General features: G+C 59.0%; 22 protein-coding genes. 12 read left to right on the forward strand and 10 right to left on the reverse strand.

All coding sequences use genetic code 11. The annotated features are described in order from the left end of the window. Nucleotides 1-33: 33 nt before the first annotated feature. A complete protein-coding gene (gene clpA / locus ASB58_RS07845) occupies nucleotides 34-2,301 on the reverse strand; it encodes an ATP-dependent Clp protease ATP-binding subunit ClpA (protein WP_118129923.1) in 2,268 nt (755 codons plus the stop codon). 33 nt (nucleotides 2,302-2,334) lie between these two features. Then, on the reverse strand, nucleotides 2,335-2,688 hold the full coding sequence (gene clpS, locus ASB58_RS07850) for an ATP-dependent Clp protease adapter ClpS (RefSeq protein ID WP_407920673.1): 354 nt from the start codon (nucleotides 2,686-2,688) through the stop codon (nucleotides 2,335-2,337). Nucleotides 2,689-2,920: 232 nt separating this feature from the next. Here clpS and cspD point away from each other — a divergent pair, with 232 nt between their 5' ends. Beyond that, the gene (cspD, locus tag ASB58_RS07855) at nucleotides 2,921-3,187 is read left to right on the forward strand and encodes a cold shock domain-containing protein CspD (protein ID WP_096006009.1); all 267 of its coding nucleotides are present in this window, start codon (nucleotides 2,921-2,923) and stop codon (nucleotides 3,185-3,187) included. 99 nt (nucleotides 3,188-3,286) lie between these two features. On the opposite strand, the gene icd is transcribed toward cspD, so the two are convergent. Next, nucleotides 3,287-4,543, reverse strand: a complete 1,257-nt coding sequence (gene icd / locus ASB58_RS07860) for an NADP-dependent isocitrate dehydrogenase (protein ID WP_096006010.1) — start codon at nucleotides 4,541-4,543, stop codon at nucleotides 3,287-3,289. Nucleotides 4,544-4,873: 330 nt separating this feature from the next. On the opposite strand from icd, the gene ASB58_RS07865 reads away from it, so the two are divergent. From ASB58_RS07865 to ASB58_RS07910, 10 genes are all read left to right on the forward strand, one after another. Then, on the forward strand, nucleotides 4,874-5,308 hold the full coding sequence (locus ASB58_RS07865; protein ID WP_118129924.1) for an NUDIX hydrolase: 435 nt from the start codon (nucleotides 4,874-4,876) through the stop codon (nucleotides 5,306-5,308). A gap of 1 nt (nucleotide 5,309) precedes the next feature. After that, nucleotides 5,310-6,434 carry a tRNA 2-thiouridine(34) synthase MnmA gene (gene mnmA, locus ASB58_RS07870; RefSeq protein ID WP_118129925.1) on the forward strand — a complete coding sequence of 375 codons (1,125 nt, stop codon included), beginning with the start codon at nucleotides 5,310-5,312 and terminating at the stop codon, nucleotides 6,432-6,434. Continuing rightward, a complete protein-coding gene (hflD, locus tag ASB58_RS07875) occupies nucleotides 6,431-7,051 on the forward strand; it encodes a high frequency lysogenization protein HflD (RefSeq protein WP_118129926.1) in 621 nt (206 codons plus the stop codon). The genes mnmA and hflD overlap by 4 nt, the downstream gene beginning before the upstream one ends. Further along, nucleotides 7,044-7,934 carry a DMT family transporter gene (locus tag ASB58_RS07880; RefSeq protein WP_235827244.1) on the forward strand — a complete coding sequence of 297 codons (891 nt, stop codon included), beginning with the start codon at nucleotides 7,044-7,046 and terminating at the stop codon, nucleotides 7,932-7,934. The genes hflD and ASB58_RS07880 overlap by 8 nt, the downstream gene beginning before the upstream one ends. A 36-nt stretch (nucleotides 7,935-7,970) precedes the next feature. Next, a complete protein-coding gene (gene purB, locus ASB58_RS07885; protein ID WP_118129928.1) occupies nucleotides 7,971-9,341 on the forward strand; it encodes an adenylosuccinate lyase in 1,371 nt (456 codons plus the stop codon). A gap of 77 nt (nucleotides 9,342-9,418) precedes the next feature. Continuing rightward, nucleotides 9,419-10,591: a ribosomal protein uL16 3-hydroxylase gene (locus ASB58_RS07890; protein WP_118129929.1), complete on the forward strand. Its 1,173-nt coding sequence runs from the start codon at nucleotides 9,419-9,421 to the stop codon at nucleotides 10,589-10,591. Further along, nucleotides 10,584-11,588 (forward strand): GNAT family N-acetyltransferase, encoded by a 1,005-nt coding sequence (locus ASB58_RS20435; RefSeq protein ID WP_118129930.1) that lies wholly within the window; start codon nucleotides 10,584-10,586, stop codon nucleotides 11,586-11,588. The genes ASB58_RS07890 and ASB58_RS20435 overlap by 8 nt, the downstream gene beginning before the upstream one ends. Continuing rightward, on the forward strand, nucleotides 11,585-12,406 hold the full coding sequence (locus ASB58_RS07900; protein WP_118129931.1) for a secretin N-terminal domain-containing protein: 822 nt from the start codon (nucleotides 11,585-11,587) through the stop codon (nucleotides 12,404-12,406). The genes ASB58_RS20435 and ASB58_RS07900 overlap by 4 nt, the downstream gene beginning before the upstream one ends. Before the next feature lie 418 nt (nucleotides 12,407-12,824). Next, a complete protein-coding gene (locus tag ASB58_RS07905) occupies nucleotides 12,825-14,423 on the forward strand; it encodes an isocitrate lyase (protein ID WP_096006019.1) in 1,599 nt (532 codons plus the stop codon). A 149-nt stretch (nucleotides 14,424-14,572) separates the two neighbouring features. Beyond that, a complete protein-coding gene (locus tag ASB58_RS07910) occupies nucleotides 14,573-15,037 on the forward strand; it encodes an acyl-CoA thioesterase (RefSeq protein ID WP_118129932.1) in 465 nt (154 codons plus the stop codon). Nucleotides 15,038-15,102: 65 nt separating this feature from the next. Here the strand turns inward: ASB58_RS07910 and ASB58_RS07915 are convergent, their stop codons facing one another. From ASB58_RS07915 to ppsA, 6 genes are all read right to left on the reverse strand, one after another. Beyond that, a complete protein-coding gene (locus ASB58_RS07915) occupies nucleotides 15,103-16,065 on the reverse strand; it encodes an OmpA family protein (protein WP_118129933.1) in 963 nt (320 codons plus the stop codon). Between the two features lie 90 nt (nucleotides 16,066-16,155). Further along, entirely contained in the window at nucleotides 16,156-16,743 is a 588-nt protein-coding gene (gene sigX / locus ASB58_RS07920) for an RNA polymerase sigma factor SigX (RefSeq protein WP_096006022.1), read from the reverse strand. 36 nt (nucleotides 16,744-16,779) lie between these two features. Then, a complete protein-coding gene (locus ASB58_RS07925) occupies nucleotides 16,780-17,601 on the reverse strand; it encodes a mechanosensitive ion channel family protein (RefSeq protein WP_118129934.1) in 822 nt (273 codons plus the stop codon). A gap of 36 nt (nucleotides 17,602-17,637) precedes the next feature. After that, complete coding sequence (locus ASB58_RS07930; protein WP_065336142.1) at nucleotides 17,638-17,892, reverse strand: hypothetical protein; 255 nt, start codon at nucleotides 17,890-17,892, stop codon at nucleotides 17,638-17,640. Between the two features lie 101 nt (nucleotides 17,893-17,993). Beyond that, nucleotides 17,994-18,482 (reverse strand): ribonuclease E activity regulator RraA, encoded by a 489-nt coding sequence (gene rraA, locus ASB58_RS07935; protein ID WP_096006024.1) that lies wholly within the window; start codon nucleotides 18,480-18,482, stop codon nucleotides 17,994-17,996. A gap of 32 nt (nucleotides 18,483-18,514) precedes the next feature. Further along, complete coding sequence (ppsA, locus tag ASB58_RS07940) at nucleotides 18,515-20,884, reverse strand: phosphoenolpyruvate synthase (protein WP_096006051.1); 2,370 nt, start codon at nucleotides 20,882-20,884, stop codon at nucleotides 18,515-18,517. A 154-nt stretch (nucleotides 20,885-21,038) separates the two neighbouring features. Between ppsA and ppsR the strand changes: the two genes are divergently transcribed. Further along, nucleotides 21,039-21,857 (forward strand): phosphoenolpyruvate synthetase regulatory kinase/phosphorylase PpsR, encoded by an 819-nt coding sequence (gene ppsR, locus ASB58_RS07945; protein WP_096006025.1) that lies wholly within the window; start codon nucleotides 21,039-21,041, stop codon nucleotides 21,855-21,857. A gap of 23 nt (nucleotides 21,858-21,880) precedes the next feature. Here ppsR and ASB58_RS07950 read toward each other — a convergent pair whose 3' ends face one another. Further along, nucleotides 21,881-22,915, reverse strand: a complete 1,035-nt coding sequence (locus ASB58_RS07950) for an AraC family transcriptional regulator ligand-binding domain-containing protein (protein ID WP_118129935.1) — start codon at nucleotides 22,913-22,915, stop codon at nucleotides 21,881-21,883. Nucleotides 22,916-22,919: the final 4 nt, after the last annotated feature.

Consider the following 22,919-nt stretch of genomic DNA (forward strand, 5'->3'; position numbering starts at 1 on the left):
GGGGCGCGCCGCTCCGTTTAGCGACAGGTGCAATCAAGCCATTTCCGCTTCCGGCACCTCGATTTCCAGCTCACCGTCACGCAGCGTCACATGCACGGTACCGCCCTGCTCTGCCAACTCACCAAACAGAATCTGCTCGGCCAACGGCCGCTTGATCTTGTCCTGAATCAGCCGCGCCATCGGACGGGCACCCATCATCGGGTCATAGCCGTGCTCGGCTAGCCAGTTGCGTGCCTCCTCGTCCACATCCAGCAGCACATGCTTGTCTTCCAGCTGGGCCTGCAGCTCGGTGAGGAACTTGTCGACCACGAACTTGATGCTCTCATGGGTCAGTCGGCCAAACTGGATGATGGCATCCAGACGGTTGCGGAACTCAGGCGTGAACGCCTTCTTGATGATCTCCATACCATCGGTGCTGTGATCCTGCTGAGTAAAGCCGATGGACGCACGGGACATGGTTTCTGCACCGGCGTTGGTGGTCATCACAATGATCACATTGCGGAAGTCCGCCTTGCGGCCATTGTTGTCGGTCAGCGTGCCGTGATCCATCACCTGCAGCAGCAGGTTGAAGACTTCCGGGTGCGCCTTCTCGATTTCATCCAGCAGCAGCACGCAGTGCGGGCTCTTGGTCACCGCCTCGGTCAGCAAACCACCCTGATCAAAACCGACGTAGCCCGGAGGCGCGCCAATCAGACGGGAGACGGTGTGCCGCTCCATGTACTCGGACATGTCAAAGCGCAGCAGCTCAACGCCCAGGCTCTTGGCCAGCTGTCGCGTGACCTCGGTCTTGCCCACACCGGTCGGGCCGGCGAACAGGAAAGAACCCACCGGCTTGTCGGCCGATTTCAGACCCGCGCGCGACAGCTTGATCGCCGTTGACAGCGCTTCGATGGCCCCATCCTGGCCAAAGACCACCAGCTTCAGATCGCGCTCCAGGTTCTTCAGCAGTTCCTTGTCGCTGGAGGAGACGTGCTTGGGCGGAATGCGCGCAATCTTGGCGACAATGGCCTCCACTTCGGCCACATCAATAAATTCCGGACGATTCTCCGGCAGCTGCAGCCGCTGATAGGCGCCCGCCTCATCAATCACATCAATCGCCTTGTCAGGCATATGCCGGTCATTGATGTAGCGGCTAGCCAGCTCCGCCGCCACCTTGAGCGCTTCGTCGGTGTAGCGAATGCCATGGTGCTCCTCAAAGCGGCTCTTCAGCCCTTTAAGAATCTGGATGGTGTCGCTGACTGACGGCTCAACCACGTCAACCTTCTGGAAGCGACGTGCCAGGGCACGATCCTTCTCGAAGATCCCGCGAAACTCCTGGAAGGTCGTGGAGCCGATGCAACGGATCTCGCCGGACGACAGCAGCGGCTTGAGCAGGTTGGAGGCGTCCATCACACCACCAGAGGCGGCGCCCGCGCCAATGATCGTGTGAATTTCGTCGATAAACAGAATGGCCTGCGGGCGCTTTTTCAGCGCCTTGAGCAACGCCTTGAAACGCTTCTCGAAGTCACCGCGGTATTTGGTACCGGCCAGCAACGCGCCCAGATCAAGCGAATACACCACCGCCTCAGACAGGGTGTCGGGCACCTCGCCATCAACGATGCGCTTGGCCAGCCCCTCGGCGATTGCCGTTTTACCCACGCCGGCCTCACCGACCAGCAGCGGATTGTTCTTGCGCCGACGCATCAGGATCTGCGCCACGCGCTCTACCTCAGAGGCGCGCCCAACCAGCGGGTCAATGCGCCCCTTGCGCGCCTGTTCATTGAGATTACTGGCGTAACTTTCGAGCGGGTTGCTGGCGGTAGCGCCTTCACCGCCCTCTTCCTCGATGCTGTCTTGCTCTTCGTTCAGTTGCTCGGCATCGCTTTGCACCTTGGAGATGCCGTGGGAGATGAAGTTGACGATATCGATGCGGGCAATCTGCTGCTGCTTGAGGAAGAAAACCGCTTGACTTTCCTGCTCGCTGAAGATCGCGACCAGCACATTCGCGCCGCTGACTTCACCCTTGCCAGAGCTTTGTACATGGAATACAGCACGTTGCAGTACGCGCTGAAAGCCCAGCGTCGGCTGGGTTTCACGCTCCTGATCCTGCTTGGGAATCAGCGGCGTAGTGGAATCAATAAATTCAGTCAGTTCGCGGCGCAGGCGCTCCAGGTCAGCGCCGCAGGCGTTGAGCACATCCACCGCAGCCTGGTTGTCCAGCAGAGCCAGCAGCAGATGTTCGACGGTCATGAACTCATGACGCTTGTTGCGCGCTTCCTTGAACGCCAGATTCAGGGTGATCTCGAGATCTCTGTTGAGCATGTTGCCACCTCGTATGCGATGCAAATCGCCTTGTTACGCTTCCCGTTCAATCTGACACATCAACGGGTGCTGGCATTCCCTCGCGTATTCATTTACTTCTGCCGCCTTGGTCTCGGCAATGTCACGGGTATAAATACCGCAAACCGCTCTGCCCTCAGTATGCACTTTCAGCATGATCTGCGTGGCACTTTCACGGTTATGTGAAAAAAATCGCTCCAGCACCTCCACAACAAAGTCCATCGGAGTGTAGTCATCGTTAAGCATGATGACCTTGTAGCGTGACGGTGGCTTGAGCTGGGGTTTGCTGGTCTCGACCGCAAGGCCGTGATCATCACCTTGCTCAGGCTCTGCCGGCCCTTGCTGTAAGGTTAGTTGAAAATCCGTCATTGAAAACATCTGCACATTCACTGGTTGGGAGAGCCGATCACCTGCACCGCTTATCGCAAAACTGCGCACTGGGACACAGGATTTCCGGACCTGGCTTGACTTGCTCTGAATCACTGTTAAAAGTGTAAAGGTGCGCGACTGACCAGTCATCAAATACATGCACAATGACCTTGCGGTCAGTCCGGAGCGCGACACACTCACATGAAGTGACAGGCTATCAGAGGGATGCAGTATGGAGAACGGTAAGGTCAAATGGTTCAACAACGCCAAGGGTTATGGGTTTATCGTAGCCGACGGCCGGGACGAGGACCTCTTTGCGCATTATTCAGCCATCCATATGGACGGCTATAAAACGCTCAAGGCCGGGCAACCGGTTCAATTCGACATCATCCAGGGTCCCAAGGGGCTGCACGCCATCAACATTCAATCGCAAGCGGAACACGCTAGCAAGAAAGCGGATGAAATTGAAGGCGCCACTGCCAGCTACGCGCATCAATAACGGCGCCTGACAACGGCGGTGCCAGACACAACAAAGCCGGCGATAGCCGGCTTTGTTGTATGCAATGCCAAAACGGGCTGCAGCGCAGCCCGTCAGCAATTACATGGCACCGATGACGTCGTCGCCAAACTCGGAGCACTTGCGCAGGGTAGCACCGTCCATCAGACGCTCGAAGTCGTAGGTGACAGTCTTGTTGGCGATCGCACCATTGACACCCTTGATGATCAGATCAGCCGCTTCAACCCAGCCCATGTGGCGGAGCATCATTTCGGCAGACAGGATCACCGAACCCGGGTTGACCTTGTCCTGACCGGCGTACTTCGGAGCAGTACCGTGGGTCGCTTCGAACATGGCAACGGAGTCGGACAGGTTGGCACCCGGAGCGATACCGATACCACCCACTTCGGCAGCCAGCGCGTCGGACAGGTAGTCACCGTTCAGGTTCAGGGTAGCAATCACGTCGTACTCGGCCGGACGCAGCAGGATCTGCTGCAGCATGGCGTCAGCGATCACGTCCTTGACGATGACGTTCTTACCGGTATTCGGGTTCTTGAACTGCATCCACGGGCCGCCGTCCAGCAACTCTGCGCCAAACTCGTCGCGCGCCACTTCGTAACCCCAGTCTTTGAAGGCACCTTCGGTGAACTTCATGATGTTGCCCTTGTGAACCAGGGTCAGGGAGTCACGGTCGTTGTCGACAGTGTATTGCAGGGCCTGGCGAACCAGACGCTTGGTGCCAGCTTCGGAGACAGGCTTGATGCCGATACCGCACATGTCGGTGAAGCGGATCTTCTTGACGCCCATTTCTTCGGTCAGGAACTTGATGACCTTCTCGGCTTCCGGCGTACCGGCTTTCCACTCAACACCGGCGTAGATGTCTTCGGAGTTCTCGCGGAAGATGACCATGTCGACGTCACCCGGCTTCTTGACCGGGCTCGGCACGCCTTCGAACCAGCGCACCGGACGTTGGCAAACATACAGATCCAGCTCTTGGCGCAGCGCGACGTTCAGCGAGCGGATACCACCGCCTACCGGCGTGGTCAGCGGGCCTTTGATGGAAACAACATACTCTTTAACGGCGTCCAGCGTTTCAGCCGGCAGCCAGGTGTCCTGATCGTAAACCTGGGTGGCTTTCTCACCGGCATAGACTTCCATCCAGGAAATCTTGCGCTTACCGGCGTAGGCCTTCTCAATCGCCGCGTCGACGACTTTGATCATGACCGGGGAAATGTCGTAACCGATTCCGTCGCCCTCGATGAAGGGGATGATCGGATTATCGGGTACGTTCAGGGAAAGGTCGGCATTAACGGTAATTTTGTCGCCGCTGGCCGGCACCTGGATCTTTTGGTATCCCATCTTTGACTCCGTTTGTGTTGTCGTTGCACTGACAGCGTCGAGGGAGGATAACCCTCGCCGCGCCATTGAATACGGATTTTCAGCGGCGTTATTGTTGTAGTTTTCCTACAGATTGTCACGCACTTTTGTCTACAACTGTCCCGCCTGGCTACTTAACACCCCATTCGGCACACCCATCAGGGGTGATTCAGAAAAAATATGTAGTAACACTACAATTCGCACTACACGCACAACCAATCAGCATCCTAGTCGCTTTCTCCGGCTTTACCAAAGCCAGCTTCACCGCCCGAACGCTTTGCGCTACCCTATCGCACCTGCCGAGGAGTCGCGATGCGCTTTTTACCCCACGTCACCGTCGCCACCATCGTCGAGCATCAGTCTCGCTTCCTGATGGTCGAGGAAAAACGTGACGGACGTATTGTGCTAAATCAACCTGCAGGCCATCTCGAGGCCGACGAAACCCTGTTGCAAGCCGCCAGACGGGAAACCCTCGAGGAAACCGCCTGGCACGTCGAACTGGGGGCCGTCATTGGCATCTACCTGTTTCAGGCCGCCAACGGTGAAACCTATCAGCGCGTCTGCTTTAGCGCCAAGCCTATCAGCCATGACGCAGACAGACCGCTGGACGAAGGTATTATTCGCGCCCGCTGGATGACCCTGGACGAGATTGCCGACAATAGCGCCCAACTGCGCAGCCATCTGGTTGCCGACTGCATTCGCGACTACCTGAACAAACCGCACTACTCACTGGATCTGATTCGCTGACATGTCTACCCAGACCACCACGCCCAACTCCGAAATTCGCGTTATCGTCGGCATGTCCGGCGGCGTTGACTCCTCCGTCTCTGCGGCCCTGCTGCTGGAACAGGGCTATCAGGTTGAAGGCCTGTTCATGAAGAACTGGGACGAGGACGACGGCACCGAATACTGCACCGCCAAGGAAGACCTGGCCGATGCGCAGGCCGTGAGTGACCGGCTGGGTATCAAGCTGCACACCGCCAATTTCGCAGCCGAATACTGGGACAATGTGTTCGAACACTTCCTGGAAGAATACAAGGCTGGCCGCACGCCCAACCCGGACATCCTTTGCAACCGCGAGATCAAGTTCAAGGCGTTCCTCGACTACGCCCTGAGCCTGGGTGCCGACCTGATTGCGACCGGGCATTACGTGCGCCGGGCCGAACGCGACGGCCAGACGGTATTGTTGCGCGGCATCGACAACAACAAGGACCAGAGCTACTTTCTGCATGCCGTCGGCGCCGAGCAGATCGCACGCACGCTATTTCCCGTCGGCGAGCTGGAGAAACCGGAAGTCCGCCGCATCGCCGAGCGCTATGAGCTGGCCACAGCCCGCAAGAAAGATTCCACCGGCATCTGCTTCATCGGCGAGCGCCGCTTCAGCGACTTTCTCAAGCAATACCTGCCAGCCCAACCCGGCGAGATCGAGACCACCGATGGCACCGTGATCGGCCGCCACGTCGGCCTCATGTATCACACCATCGGCCAGCGCCAGGGTCTGGGTATCGGCGGCCTGCAAGGCGCCAGTGACGATCCCTGGTATGTGTTGAAAAAGGACCTGACCCGCAACGTGCTCGTGGTTGGCCAGGGCAACAACCACCCTTGGCTGTTTTCCGATGCGCTGACCTGCTCGTCCATCTACTGGGTCAATGAGCTGGATGTGACTGAGCCGCTGCGCCTGACCGCCAAGGTGCGCTACCGTCAGGCTGACCAAGCCTGCACCCTAGAAAAAACGCCCAACGGCTATCTGGTGCGCTTTGACGAACCGCAACGCGCCGTTACCCCAGGACAATCACTGGTTCTCTACCACAACGATATCTGCCTGGGCGGCGGCGTGATCGAGACCGCTATCGCCAGCGAGGCCGCCGCGTGAGCCAGCTTACCGATCAGGTCATCGCCTTGGGCGCTACCTTTGAAGCCGGGTTACAGGTTGATCAACTGGCGCGCAGTGGCAAGCTGAGCGAAGGCCCCGGCAGCTGTCTGGTGGCCAGCATCCTGAACCGCTCCCCCGATCGCGTAGTGGATGTGTACGGCGGCAGCCCGCACCAGATCCGCCGCGGCCTGCAAGCACTGGAAGCGATGCTGGAGCGCGATACCGCTGCGCTCCAGCGCGATGCCCTGCGCTACGTTATGAACCTGCTGACCCTGCAGCGCCAACTGGCCAAGCGTGACGACATGCTGCAGGTGCTGGGCCAGCGTATCGCCCAGGCAGAACACCAGGTCGAGCATTTCGGCCTGTTGCACGACAACGTCATGGCCTCGCTGGGCAGCACCTACCAGGACACCATCAGTACCCTGCGCCTGCGCATCCAGGTTCACGGCGACATGCGCTACCTGCAGCAACCGGAGGTGGCCAACCGGGTCCGCACCCTGCTACTGGCCGGCATCCGCTCCGCCACGCTGTGGCGGCAGTTGGGTGGGCACCGCTGGCAACTGCTGCTACAGCGTCGCAAGCTGCTGGATGCCACGCGCGCGGTGCTGCGTGGTTGAGAGCGTCCGCCTCGACCAACCGCGCCGCGGCGCCCTGCTGCTGGCCCTTTCCGGGCTGCTGTTCGCCATCATGGGCGTGCTCATTCGCGAGGTCTCGACCGGCGTCAACAACGAGACGGTGGTTTTTGCCCGCAACCTGATTGGCGTTTTCTACTTTCTGCCGCTGATGCTGATCCGCGGCATTGCCCCGTTCCGCACCCGGCGCCTGGGCAGCCACTTTCTGCGCACCTTTTACGGCCTGGGTGCGATGTACTGCTTCTTCTACGCGATTGCCCACCTGCCGCTGGCAGATGCCATGGTGTTTACCTATGCCGCGCCGGTATTCACACCCGTGCTGGCCTGGTGGTGGCTGAAGGAAAGCCTGACCGGACGCATGATGCTGTCTGTCGCCATTGGCTTTATCGGTGTCATTCTGGTCGCCAAACCCACCGGCGCCCTGTTTGACCCAAAAGCGCTGGCGGGTGTCGCTGCCAGCCTGCTCGCCGCCTGCGCCTTCGTATCGATTCGCGCCATGAGCGACAGCGAGCCGGCGACCCGCATCGTCTTCTACTTTGCCAGTTTCTCCACGCTGCTCTCGGCCATTCCGCTGCTATGGGCCTATCAGCCGCTGACGCTGCCGCAACTCGGCCTGCTGACGGCAATCGGCATTGTGGCTACCACCAGCCAACTGGTGATGTCCCGGGCCTATGCCCTGGCTCCGCCGGGCAAAATTGGCCCGCTGAGCTATCTCGCCATTGTCTTTTCCGGCGCCTTCGCCTGGGTCTTGTGGGACGAACTGCCGGGCTGGTCCTCCTGGCTGGGCGCCGGACTGATTTTTGCCGCCAGTCTGCTCAGCCTGTATCTGCCGGCAAAGCCGGGCAAAACGCCGCGCGCTGGTGTATGATTTGGCCCTTTTCCGCCAGCCCTTGACGAGAGAACTATGCAACTGACTTCCCTGACCGCCGTATCCCCGGTTGATGGCCGCTATGGCAGCAAAACCGCCGCCCTGCGCCCTATTTTCAGTGAATACGGCCTGATCCGTTTCCGCGTCCAGGTAGAGGTTCGCTGGCTGCAGTGTCTGGCCGCGCACCCAGGCATCAGCGAAGTTGCTCCGTTCTCCGACGCCGCCAATGCCATCCTCAACCGCCTGGCCGAAGACTTTGACCTGGCACACGCCGAGCGCATCAAGGAAATCGAGCGCACCACCAACCATGACGTCAAGGCGGTCGAATACCTGCTCAAGGAGCAGGCCGAACAGCTCGACGAGCTGAAGCAGGTCAGCGAGTTCATCCACTTTGCCTGCACCTCCGAGGACATCAACAACCTGTCCCACGCGCTGATGCTGCGCAGCGGCCGCGATGAGGTGATTCTGCCGCTGATGCGCCAGGTAGCCGATGCCATCCGCGCACTGGCCAAGCAGTACGCCAATGTGCCCATGCTCTCGCGCACCCACGGCCAGCCCGCCTCTCCGACCACCCTCGGCAAGGAACTGGCCAACGTGGTTTACCGTCTGGAGCGCCAGATTGCCCAGATTGAGAGCATTCCGCTGCTGGGCAAGATCAATGGCGCAGTCGGCAACTACAACGCCCACCTGTCCGCCTACCCGGCAGTCGACTGGGAGGCCAACGCCAAACAGTTCATCGAACAGACCCTGGGCCTGCAATTCAACCCGTACACCACTCAGATCGAGCCGCACGACTACATCGCAGAGCTGTTCGATGCGGTCGCTCGCTTCAACACCATCCTAATCGACTTTGATCGCGATATCTGGGGCTACATTTCGCTGGGCTACTTCAAGCAGAAGACCGTTGCAGGTGAAATCGGCTCCTCGACCATGCCGCACAAGGTCAACCCGATCGACTTCGAAAACTCCGAAGGCAACCTCGGCATCGCCAACGCGATCATGCAGCACCTGGCCAGCAAACTGCCGATCTCCCGCTGGCAGCGTGACCTGACGGACTCCACCGTCCTGCGTAATCTAGGCGTTGGTTTTGCCCACAGCGTCATCGCCTACGAAGCCTCGCTCAAGGGCATCGGCAAGCTGGAACTCAACGCCGCACGCCTGGCTGACGATCTGAACAACTGCTGGGAAGTGCTGGCGGAGCCGATTCAAACCGTGATGCGTCGCTTCGGCGTGTCCAACCCCTACGAGAAGCTCAAGGAGCTGACGCGCGGCAAGGGCATCACCCCGGACGCACTGCTGGCCTTCGTTGACAGCCTGGAAATCCCGGATGATGCCAAGGCCGAACTCAAGGCCCTGACCCCGGCCAGCTATATTGGTAACGCAGTAGCCCAGGCCGAGCGTATCTGACCCACGCCGGCCTACGCCGCCATCCTGCCCCACAGCGCCCGGATATACCGGGCGCTGTCCATTCTGGAGCCAGAAAGATGACCATTGAATTCGACTCGCTGTTTGGTGATATCGGCGTCGACCGCTTCCTCGCTGAGTACTGGCAGCGCAAGCCGCTGCTGATTCGTCAGGCCATTCCCGGCTTCGAAAGCCCAATCGAGCCCAACGAACTGGCGGGCCTGTCGCTTGAAGAAGAAGTCGAGTCGCGCATCATCCTCAAACAGGGCTCACACCCCTGGGAGCTGCGCCAGGGGCCGTTTCCGGACGACACCTATCAACAGCTTCCCGAGCGTGACTGGACGCTGCTGGTGCAGGCAGTCGATCAGTTCGTGCCCGAAGTTGCCGACCTGCTGGCTCAGTTCCGTTTTCTGCCCAGCTGGCGCGTGGACGACATCATGATCAGCTATGCCACACCCGGTGGCGGCGTTGGCCCGCACTATGACAACTACGATGTGTTTCTGCTGCAGGGCCACGGCAAGCGCCGCTGGCGCATCGGCCAGCAGTGCAGCGAGGACAGCCCGCTGCTGGATAACCCGGACCTGCGCATCCTGGCCGACTTCGACTGCCAGGACGAATGGGTACTGGAACCCGGCGATATGCTGTATATCCCACCGGGCGTTGCCCACGACGGCGTCGCCGAGACCGACTGCATGACCTACTCCATCGGCTTTCGCGCCCCCAGCCACGCCGAGATTCTGGTCCATTTCACCGACTATCTGGCCCATCACCTGAGTGACGATCAGCGCTACGGCGATGCCGGTCTCAACCGTCCGTCGGACCCTGCCGCCATTGATCCCGCAGCGATCGACCGTCTGCAACAAAGCGTTCTGCGCCTGGTCTCAGACAAAGAGGCACTGGCAACCTGGTTCGGTCGTCACATGACCGAAGCCAAGTATCCGGAACTGGCGCAAGCGTACGCCGGAGAGCCCGAGCCCTTGGCAGACTCACTCAGTGCCGGCATTGGCCTGGAAACCAACCCGGCGGTGCGCCTGGCGTACTGGGAAGCGGCAGATGGCAGCTTGCGGTTATTTGCCAACGGCGAGCACTGCGCGGTAGGTCCGGCCCTGCTGCCGCTGGTTCAGCTAATCTGTAACCAACGCTACCTGCCAGCCGAACTGCTGCTTGGCTGGACACAGGAAGAAGACGCCCAGCAATTACTGGAACAGCTGGTGGCGAAAGGCTTTTTGTTAATGGAGAGACAGGATGAATGACGTCTTTGTTACCACTGCCGACTGGCGCACAGGCAAAGCCCTGCGCGACATACGTCAGCGGGTATTCATTGACGAACAACAGGTTCCCGAGGACCTGGAGTGGGACGCGCTGGATGAAACAGCCACCCACTTCCTTCTGTATCGAGCAGAGCAGCCGGTCGGCACCGGCCGCCTGCTCGCCGACGGCCACATCGGCCGAATCGCCATTCTTCCAGAGCATCGCGGCGCCGGGCTGGGCGACCAGTTGATGCGCGCCATCATCGAACACGCCCAAGCCCAAGGAATGGATGAGCTGTTGCTCAGCGCCCAGACCCACGCCATTGCGTTTTATCAGCGGCTGGGCTTCAGCGTCTGCTCTGACGTGTATTTGGACGCCGGGATTGATCATCAGGACATGTGCTGGCAAGCCCGCGATCAAGTACAAGCGCCGCTGCTCGACATTGAATTTGTTTCCCCCGGGCGCTTCAGCATCCTCAACCCGGACACAGACTCGGAAGCGCCGGCCCGCTACCCCGACGACGATCCGGCACTGACCCCGCTGAATGAAAGCAATGCCCAGTCGCTGCTAAGCGAGCTGGTAACAGGCTGTCGCCAGCAGTTGCTGGTATTCGCCCCGGAGCAAGCCGCCTGGCTGTTCCAGCGCCGCGACTTCATCCGCGCCTGCGAAGCACTTATTGCTCGCAACCCCAAAACGCAGATACGGTTCCTGCTGCAGAGCGTTGACCCGGCGTTCCTCTCCGGGCACACGCCGGTCGCCCTGGCGCATCGTTTCCCCAGTCTGTGCCAGGTGAAACGCCAGCACCCTGACCTGCCGCTCCAGGCCCACGTACAGGTCATCAGCGACGACCGCGGATTTCTCATGTTGCCCAAGGCGCGTCAGCGCGACGGCTTCGTAAGGCACGACAGCCCCGACCAAGCCAAACGCTGGGGTGATCGTTTCAACGAACTCTGGGCCAGCAGCCAAACCGACCCGGCACTGAGGAGGTTTCTACTGTGAAGTCAGGCATGCTCAAACTGCTGTGCTGGATGACGCTCTCGATCGCCACCCTGATGGCCAACGCCGCCCCAACCACCGAGGTTGTGCCGCTTGGCTACAACATGGCCGAGAATATCATCCCCGCCATCCAACCGATGTTGCAGTCCAACGAGCGCGTGTCGGCCTACGGCAACCAGTTGCTGATACGCGCCGAGCCGCAACGCATCGACGAAATCAAGGCGCTGGTCGCCCAACTGGACACCCAGCCCTCACGCCTGATGATCAGCGTCGCCAATAGCGGCAGCAGCAGTGGCAGCAGCGGCGGTTACCGGGTTGACGGCAGAATCGACACCGGGCCAGCCGACATCATCATTGGCGATCCCAACAACCGCGGCAACAGCGCACGTATCATCAACCGGCGCACCTACGGCAGCAACGACGGCGTACGTCAGATCATGGCCAGCGAAGGCTACCCGGTATTGATTCAAGGCGGGCAAAGCGTGCCGATTACCACGACGACCACCAACGTCTACGGCCAAGTCATCGAGCAAACCCAGTACCAGGACGTGACCCAAGGCTTCTACGCTACGGTGCAACTGAGCGGCGATATGGCGACTATCACACTCAGCGCCAACAACAACCGCCTCAACAGCCGCCGCCAGGGCGTGATTGACGTGCAGCAGGCCGACACCGTGGTCACCGCGCCACTGGGCCAATGGGTCACCGTTGGGGGGCTCGACGACGCCTCATCGGGGCGCGACAGCGACATCGGGCGACGCATCAGCACGCAACGCAGCGACAGCGGTTCGATTCGCCTGAAAGTTGACCGCGTAGACTGACGCGTCACTTGTCGAACGTTGTAGTGCCAACCAAAAAACACTACATGCGGCATTGACTTATCCCAGTCGAAGTCCCATCATTGCCCTCGCTCCCGCTAGCCAGAGACCTCAAGGTCTCCGCTTCGCACCCATACCAACGGTTCGATGCGTGTCTTTACAGCCCACAAGGCCGAATGACGAGGTGGCGACTGGAACCAAGTTGTCCTGAGGGACGGGGAAGCAATTTAAGCTGCACAGTTGACGCCAGCAGGCAAACGCCATTACCGATGGCTTAGCGCTCGCACGACTGTCACCTCCTCTCCTCTTGGCACCATGCCAGTCTCCCCCTTTTCATACTGTCCTTTGAGCGTAACCGCAGCAGCGGAGCATTGGGTCGACAAATCGTGCTGAACCTAACGCAAACTTTGAAGGATTGACCATGTCAGCTTATCAAAACGACATCAAAGCAGCTGCCGAGCTGAAAGAACAAGCAGGTAGTGGCTGGAGCGCTATCAACCCTGAGTCCGTCGCTCGCATGCGCGCACAGAACCGTTTCAAGACCGGTCTGGACGTTGCCAAGTACACCGCGGCCATCATGCGCAAAGACATGGCTGAGTACGACGCCGACTCTTCTGTCTACACCCAGTCCCTGGGCTGCTGGCACGGCTTCATCGGTCAGCAGAAGCTGATCTCCATCAAGAAGCACCTGAAGACCACCAACAAGCGCTACCTGTACCTGTCCGGCTGGATGGTTGCTGCCCTGCGTTCCGAGTTCGGTCCGCTGCCTGACCAGTCCATGCACGAGAAGACTTCCGTTGCCGCTCTGATCGAAGAGCTGTACACCTTCCTGCGCCAGGCTGATGCCCGTGAACTGGACCTGCTGTTCACCGCCCTGGACGCTGCTCGCGAAGCTGGCGACCAGGCCAAGGCTGCTGAAATCCAGTCCCAGATCGACAACTACGAAACTCACGTAGTGCCGATCATCGCCGACATCGACGCCGGTTTCGGTAACGCTGAAGCGACTTACCTGCTGGCCAAGAAGATGATCGAAGCGGGTGCCTGCTGCATCCAGATCGAAAACCAGGTTTCCGACGAGAAGCAGTGCGGTCACCAGGACGGCAAAGTAACCGTTCCGCACTCCGACTTCCTCGCCAAGATCAACGCTGTTCGCTACGCGTTCCTCGAGCTGGGCGTTGACGACGGTGTTATCGTTGCCCGTACCGACTCCCTGGGTGCTGGCCTGACCAAGCAGATCGCTGTAACCAACGAGCCGGGTGACCTGGGCGACCAGTACAACAGCTTCCTGGACGGTGACTACATCTCCAGCGCTGACGACATCCAGAACGGCGACGTTGTAATCAAGTCCAATGGCAAGCTGCTCAAGCCCAAGCGTCTGGCTTCCGGCCTGTTCCAGTTCCGCAAGGACACTGGTGTTGACCGCGTTGTTCTGGACTGTATCACCAGCCTGCAAAACGGTGCCGACCTGCTGTGGATCGAAACCGAGAAGCCGCACGTTGGTCAGATCGCTGACATGGTTAACCGTATCCGCGAAGTCGTCCCGAACGCCAAGCTGGTTTACAACAACAGCCCGTCCTTCAACTGGACTCTGAACTTCCGCCAGCAGGTATTCGATGCCATGGCTGCAGAAGGCAAGGACGTTTCTGCATACGACCGCGCCAAGCTGATGAGCGTTGAGTACGACGAGACCGAACTGGCTCAACTGGCTGACGAGAAGATCCGTACCTTCCAGGCCGATGCGTCCCGTGAAGCAGGTATCTTCCACCACCTGATCACCCTGCCGACTTACCACACTGCTGCGCTGTCCACCGACAACCTGGCAAAAGGCTACTTCGACAAGGAAGGCATGCTGGCGTACGTCAAAGGCGTTCAGCGTCAGGAAATCCGTCAGGGTATCGCCTGCGTCAAGCACCAGAACATGGCTGGCTCCGACATCGGCGACAACCACAAAGAGTACTTCGCTGGCGAAGCTGCTCTGAAAGCGGGTGGTAAAGACAACACCATGAACCAGTTCGGCTAATAGCTGACTGGCTCAGAGCCAACAGGCTCGGTGTCGAAGAAGGGGCTGCCACTGGCAGCCCCTTTTTTCTGTAAAGCATCAAACTGCTCAGGTAGAATGCGCAGCACTTCTGCCCCACTACGGTTCACGCAACAAGGCATTATTCAGTTATGGCACGCCTGCAACTCGACTTTCCCGAGAACCAGTTTTACTTCACCACTCAGCTCACGGTGCGTATCACCGATATCAACTCGGCTAACCACCTGGCAAACGACTCAATGATCTCGATGATCTCCGAGGCTCGTGCGCGCTTTCTGTATCAGTTCGGCATCGAGGAAGTCAGCGAGAAAGGCGTCGGCATCATCGTGACAGATCTGGCCACAACCTACCTGCGCGAAGCTTTCGCTCGCGACGCCCTGATCTTTGAAGTCGGACTGATGGACCTGAACAAGTACGGCGGGGATATCATTTTCCGCATCAGCAAGGCCAGCAATGGCGAGCTGGTAGCGCTGGCCAAGTCCGGCTTCGTATTTTTCCACTTCGCCACCGGCAAGGTTCGCCCCATGCCCGAAGATTTTCGCCTGCGCTTTCCTGGCGTCAACTCGGTAGAGCCCGAGGACGGCACTGACGACTGAGAGTCTGTTTTCTGGACACAAAAAAACCCGGCCATTGGCCGGGTTTTTTCTGCTCGGGAGAAGTGTTACTTCACTTCAACCTGCGCTTCGACTTCAGCTTCTACACGACGGTTCATCGCGCGGCCTTCGTCAGTGGCGTTGTCAGCAATCGGGCGAGCTTCGCCGTAGCCGGCAGAGCTTACGCGGGAGCCGTCTACACCTTCGCTGATCAGAGCTTCACGTACCGCGTTGGCACGACGCTCGGACAGGTTCTGGTTGTAGGAATCGCTACCAACGGAGTCGGTGTGACCTTCAACGGTAGTGGTAACCGAAGGATAGGTCTTCATGAATTCAGCCAGGCTCTGGATGTCTTGACGGAATTCAGGACGGATGGTGTCTTTGTCGAAATCGAACAGCACGTCCAGCTCAACGCGAACCGACTGCATTTCCGGAGCGGGCGCCGGAGCAGGTGCCGGAGCAGGTGCCGGAGCGGGTTCAGCCACTGGCTCAGACTTGGAGCCAAAGTTGATACCCAAGCCTACACCAGCTTGCCATTCGGTATTGCCGTGATCAAAACCATACAGCGCATCAACGCCGGCCTTCACGAAGAAGTTTTCGTTCAGGTAGTTTTTGATACCCACGCCAGCCATCGCCATAGTGGTGCGATCATCAGTGTTGTCGCTATCGGCTTTCAGCTCCTGGTGAGCCAGGCCAGCTGAGATGTACGGCAGGACATTGCCAGTGCCGAAGTGGTAAACAGCTTCAACCTGAGCCAGTTTGCCTTTGACATCTTCACCATTGGCCTCGTCTACTTCGAGGTTTTTGTACTTACCCAGGCCGATGTTCAGCAGCGTGTTGTCGCTGACAAAGTAGCCCAGGCTGCCACCCACCAGGGTGCCATCGTTCAAACCGTACATGCTGTCGGTGAAGTAGCGGTCAGCAAAGGCCTCAACCTCTACCGAGCCGGCTTTGCCAGCAGCCAGCGCAGACATACTGGAGGCAGCAATGGCAGCACCAACAACGAGACCCACAGTGTTTTTCAATTTCATCTTTGAATCCCCATCAAATCCATTAAGACGTTTAGCTTTCGCAAAACTCCGACAGAGTATAGCTGAATAACGCTGATAACTATACAAGCCCTATATGAAAGGACTGTCAATCTGGTTTCGCAACTTTTCCAGTGCACGCTTGTATCGCATCTTTGTTGCGCTCAAGCCCATGTGCATGATGTCGGCGATTTCCTGGAACTCCAATTCCGCGACAAACCTCAACACCAGAATTTCCCTGTCGATCGGATTGACGTGCGCCAACAAGCGGCTCAGTCCTTCCGACCCTTCGGATGTGCTCGCTTCCTGCTCCTCGCCCTCTTCCTGAGGATCGAGGCTGAGCGCATCCATCAGCCGACGCTTACGCTTGTCCTTGCGATACTGGGTAATGCACTCGTTGTAAGTGATGCTATAAAGCCATGTTTTAAACTTGGCCTTACCCTCAAACTGCTTGAGGCCGTGCAACACTTTGAGCATTACTTCCTGGCAAACATCGTCCGCGTCACGCTCGTTACCTAAATAACGAACACAGACGTTAAACAAAGTTCGCTGATATCGCCGCATCAGCTCCTCATAGGCAGTTGTGGTGTGAATTAGTTCACTTTTTGCCTTGAGAACCAGCGCATCATCATCAAGATCGGCTGGGTTATAGCGGCGCGGTGTTCGGCTCTGCGTGGTCAAGGTACCAACATCTTCCGTTATCGGCTAAACCGGCGCTCAGCGCCGCACCCGCTGCTCGATCAGCTCGCGATTGGCAACCGAAATCAGCTGCCCGTCAGCGTTCAGAATCTGGGTTTTGACAGTGCCGATTTCCTCTATCACGCCCTCGACGTCACCCACTGCAATGTCATCACCCGGCTGGTACAGCTCGCGCACATAGATGCCGGCGATCATCTGCGCGACCAGATCGCGACTGCCAAGACCAAGCGCCAGAGCCGCCGCCATGCCAAAGGTGATCAGTACGATGGCGATCACCATGTTCAGCAGCGCCGTCTCGATCTGCAACTGGCCGATAGCCAAAGACACGGTAATGATGACCAGCAGCCCCTGTACAAAGCGGCCAATGCCGTTGGCATACTCCACACCGACACTCTCGGCCGTACCACGTACAACCCCGTTTGCCAGGTGCGACAGCAGCAGGCCACCCAACAGAATCAGCGCTGCACCAACCACTTTGGGCAGATACAGGGTGATGGCATCCAGCGTAGACGAGACTCGGGCCAGGCCGAGCGACTCGGACGCCGACACAACAAAGGTCAAGAGGATGAACCAGTAGGCTACCTTGCCCGTGATGGCCGAGACCGGCATGTTGATGCCGATACGTGCGAGCATCTTATTGACGCCCGTGCCGCTCATCAAACGGTCAAGCCCGAGCTTGGCCAGCCCCTTGCCAAGCACCGCATCGGCAATTTTGGCCACAACCAAACCAAGCAGAATGATGATCAATGCAGCGATCAAGTCAGGAATAAAGGACGCTACCTTGCTCCACAGCGTGGTCATGGCAGCAACGAAGCTTTGGCTCCAGACGTCGAACTCCATGGCAGAACTCTCCAGATTTGACAGATGAACCGCTCGTTAGAGCTCAGGCGATTGGGAATTGTCGGCATCTCGCCGCGTCGGACGCGCATGCTTCAAGCCGCGCGCGCCTCCCTCGGACAGCACCCAGCCCCAGCGGCTGAATAGCTCCAGCAGGTCGCCCGCGGCGCCGTGCAGGTGCGCCCGGTGCAAGACACTATCCAAGCGCTGGTCATCACTGCGCCGAGCATGATTGTCCGTATCGTCTTGCAGCATGGCGCGCAATGCGCGCTCCAGGGAATCGTCGTCTGACATAGCGGTCTCCGGGCAGGTTGGCAGCACTTGAGCACCAGCTATAACGCAGCAAGGGGGAGGTATTGCTACGCTCCCCCTCGCCAACTGGTGCCAGCAGGCCGTTACTCGGGCATGCTCAGCGCCGTGGGTGAAACAATAATGCCGTTGTTATCGGCATAGACGTACTCACCCGGGCGGAAGGTCACGCCGCCAAAGGTCACCACAACGTTGAGGTCACCGATACCGCGTTTGTCGGTTTTCATCGGATGGCTGGCCAGCGCCTGGATACCCAGAGCCGTTTGCGCCAACACATCGACGTCACGGACACAGCCGTAGACAATGATGCCTTCCCAGCCATTTTTGGCGGCCTTCTCGGCCAGCATGTCGCCCAATAGCGCGCGACGCAGGGAACCACCGCCGTCAACGACCATGACCTTGCCGGTACCGTCCTGGTCAACCTGCTCCTTGACGATGGAGTTGTCCTCGTGACATTTCACGGTGACGATCTGACCACCAAAGGAGTCGTGACCACCGAAGTTGCTGAACATCGGCTCAACCACCGCGACATCGGGGTAGGCATCACACAGGTCCGGCGTTACGTAGTGCTGCATGGCATTCTCCTTGAACGTGAAGGTAAACCCGCTTACTTGCCATTCTCGGCGAGGAAGAACCAGGTGTCCATGACCGAGTCGGGGTTCAGGGAGACGCTCTCGATGCCCTGCTCCATCAGCCAGCGCGCCAGATCGGGATGGTCGGACGGCCCCTGACCACAGATGCCGATGTACTTGTTGGCGGCGCGGCAGGCCGCGATAGCATTGCTCAGCAGCTTCTTGACCGCAGCATTACGCTCGTCGAACAGGTGAGCGATGATGCCGGAGTCACGGTCCAGGCCCAGTGTCAGCTGAGTCAGGTCGTTGGAACCGATGGAGAAACCGTCGAAGTGCTCCAGGAACTCTTCCGCCAGCAGCGCGTTGGCGGGAAGTTCGCACATCATGATCAGGCGCAGGCCGTTTTCGCCGCGCTTCAGACCGTTTTCACCCAGCAGCTCGACAACCTGCTTGGCTTCGCCGACGGTACGCACGAACGGGATCATGATCTCGACGTTGGTCAGGCCCATTTCGTCGCGCACGCGCTTCATGGCGCGGCATTCCAGTTCGAAACAGTCGCGGAAGGAATCGCTGATGTAACGCGAGGCGCCACGGAAACCCAGCATCGGGTTCTCTTCTTCCGGCTCGTACAGCTTGCCGCCGATCAGGTTGGCGTATTCATTGGACTTGAAGTCGGACATGCGCACGATGACCTTCTTCGGCCAGAACGCGGCAGCCAGGGTGCTGATGCCCTCAACCAGCTTGTCGACGTAGAAATCGACCGGTGCGCTGTATCCTGCGATGCGCTTCTGCACGTTTTCCTTGACGTCCGGCGGCAGGCTGTCGAAGTTCAACAGTGCTTTGGGGTGCACGCCGATCATGCGGTTGATGATGAACTCCAGACGGGCCAGACCAACACCTTCATTGGGCAGGTTGGCAAAGTCGAACGCACGATCCGGGTTGCCCACGTTCATCATGATCTTGAACGGCAACTCCGGCATGGCATCGACGCTGTTGGTTTTGACGTCGAAGGACAACTGGCCGGAGTAGATCAGACCGGTATCCCCTTCGGCGCAGGAAACAGTCACTTCCTGACCGTCTTTCAGCTCGCTGGTGGCGTTGCCACAGCCCACCACAGCCGGGATGCCCAGCTCGCGGGCAATAATCGCCGCGTGGCAGGTACGACCGCCACGGTTGGTGACGATGGCGCTGGCGCGCTTCATCACCGGCTCCCAGTCCGGATCGGTCATGTCAGAGACCAGTACGTCACCGGGCTGTACCTTGTCCATCTCGGCAACGTCATTGACGATACGCACGCGGCCGGCACCGATGCGCTGGCCAATGGCACGCCCCTCAACCAGAACGGTGCCCTTTTCTTTCAGCAGATAGCGCTCCATGACGTTGGCGCTGCTGCGGCTTTTAACGGTTTCCGGACGAGCTTGCACAATGTACAACTTGCCGCTGTCACCGTCTTTGGCCCACTCGATGTCCATCGGGCGACCGTAGTGCTGCTCGATGATCACCGCCTGCTTGGCCAGGCTGACCACTTCTTCTTCACTCAGGCAGAAGCGGCTGCGATCGGCCAGATCAACGTCGACGGTCTTGACCGAGCGGCCGGCCTTGGCTTCATCGCCGTAGACCATCTTGATCGCCTTGCTGCCCAGGTTGCGGCGCAGGATCGACGGACGATCAGCGGCCAGCGTGGGCTTGTGTACATAGAATTCGTCAGGGTTGACCGCACCCTGTACAACGGTTTCACCCAGGCCATACGCGCCGGTGATGAAGACCACATCGCGAAAGCCAGACTCGGTGTCCAGGGTGAACATGACGCCGGCAGTACCGGTTTCAGAGCGCACCATGCGCTGCACGCCGGCAGACAGGGCCACCAGCTTGTGGTCGAAGCCCTGGTGTACGCGATAGGCAATGGCGCGATCGTTGAACAGCGAGGCAAATACTTCCTTGGCCGCGTAGATCACGTTGTCTACGCCACGAATGTTCAGGAAGGTTTCCTGCTGACCGGCGAACGAGGCATCAGGCAGGTCTTCGGCGGTAGCGGAAGAACGCACGGCGACCGCCAGGTCAGGATTGCCTTCGGAAAGGGTTTCAAAGGCATCACGGATGGCCTTGTCCAGCGCCGGCGGGAACTGCGCATCCATCACCCACTGGCGAATCTGGGCGCCGGTCTGGGCCAGGGCGTTGACGTCGTCGACGTCGAGTTTGTCCAGCGCAGCATTGATGCGGTCGTTCAGACCACTTTGCTCGAGAAATTCCCGATAGGCCTGTGCAGTGGTTGCAAAGCCACCGGGAACCGATACGCCGGCATTGGCCAGGTTGCTGATCATCTCACCAAGCGAGGCGTTCTTGCCGCCTACCCGCTCGACGTCGTCAACACCCAGCTGCTCGAAGGACACTACGTACTCTAACAAGGTGATCTCTCCGTCAATCAATTAATAAATCTGGCGGCAGCAGCATACTGGCCTGCCTGCTGCAAATGCGCCACAATGCCGTTCACCGGGGGACACGCAGGCCAAAGGTCCGGGTCATCCTGTCTACGAGAGACGACATATTAAGGCTTCGTAAATGAAACGCACTGCTTTTTTCATTTCTGATGGTACTGGCATCACCGCCGAGACGCTTGGCCAGAGCCTGCTGGCGCAATTCGAGAACATCCAGTTCACAAAGTTGCTGCGTCCCTACGTGGATACCGTGGAAAAAGCGCGTGACATGGTACAACAAATCAATGCCGCTGCCGAGAAAGATGCGGCCCGGCCGATCATTTTTGACACCGTCGTCAATGACGAAATTCGCCGAGAGCTGGCCAAGTCCCAGGGCTACATGATCGACATTTTCTCGACCTTCCTGGCGCCTCTGGAACAGGAATTGGGCGACGGCTCGTCCTATTCGGTCGGCAAGACGCACTCGATCCAGCACAACACGCACTACAAGGACCGGATAGACGCGGTGCACTACGCCATGGACAACGACGATGGCGCCCGCACCCACCACTACGCCCAGGCGGACATCATCCTGGTGGGCGTATCGCGCTGCGGCAAGACACCCAGCTGCCTGTACATGGCGCTGCAATACGGCATCCGCGCCGCCAACTACCCGCTGACCGAGGACGACATGGAGCGTCTGCAACTGCCCAAGGCGCTGAAAGAGCACAAACACAAGCTGTTTGGCCTGACCATCGATCCTGATCGCCTGCAAGGTATTCGCAACGAACGTCGCCCCAACAGTCGTTACTCCAGCTTTGCCCAATGTGAGTTTGAGGTGCGCGAGGTGGAGAATCTGTTCCGCAAGGAGAACATCCCCTACATCAACTCGACGCATTTCTCTGTCGAAGAGATCTCCGCCAAGATCCTGATGCAGATGGGCATTGAGCGACGTCTTAAGTAATCGCTTTAAGCGTCTGATCTAATTCAACTTTTCAACCAGATTCGCAGGCTGTCAGGAGACTTCCCGGTCAGCCTTTTCAGCAAACGGCGGAAGTTGGTGCGGTCGCTGACCTGTAGATTGGCGGCGACCTGATCGTGGCTGTAGCCACGGCTCTGATAGAGCTCCAGCGCACGCTGGGCGTGAACGCTGTCGAGGATCGACTGGAAGCCTGTTCCGTCACGCTGCAAACGCCGTTTGAACGTCGCGGCGCTGAGCATGAAGTGATCGGCCACCTGTTCCTGACCGACACGGCGACCGCCCTCCAGGTAAAGATGATCAAATACCGCCTCGCTCAGGCTGTCGCTGGCGGGTAGTCCCTGCAGTATCTGTCGCGTCTGCTGCGCAGCGATCTGCTCCAGCATCGCCGAGGCAGCCACCGGCTTGCGTACCACATACTCGCGGGGCAAGCGCATACAGCTGACAGGCGCCTCAAAACGCAGCCGCTCCCCCATATGAACCCAGTACTGCTCGACGTAGTCCGGCTGCGCCCAACCCAGCTGGTATTCCCACGGCAGCGCCTGTCCCACCAGGGAGCGACCCAGGCTGGTCACTGCGGTCATCCCCGCTTCCAGCAAAAACCGCCGATTACGCCCTAACCCAAAAGTCTCTCGCCAGTAAAGGTAGACGTGATGATCATCCAGATGCAGACGCGGTGCCAGCAGAGGGCTGAGCAAGGCGCGGCAACTCGCCAGACGCTCCAGCGCCTGCAACAGCGTATCGGCATGCAGCAACAGATTGCTGGCGGCGCCGTAGTGTCCTGGCAGCAAGCGTTGACCAAGCAGGAAGCTACTATCGGCAGCATCCAGCAAGGTGCGGGCGTTATCGAGCAGGCGCAGATACTGCGCGGCACTCAACCGCGTATCCGGCAGCAACAGGTCTTCGTAAAACAGACCGCTGCCACGCAGCAGTCGATGGCTGTCAATGCCGCGCCCCAGCGCCAGGTCGATCAGACAGGCAGGCTGGTGACCGGCGAGAATCACGCGCGAGTCGATGTCTAGCCAGGTAGCGTCGCTGCTCATCGCC

Origin of the sequence: Pseudomonas abyssi (genome assembly GCF_003444685.1) — a bacterium.
GTDB lineage: Bacteria > Pseudomonadota > Gammaproteobacteria > Pseudomonadales > Pseudomonadaceae > Halopseudomonas > Halopseudomonas abyssi.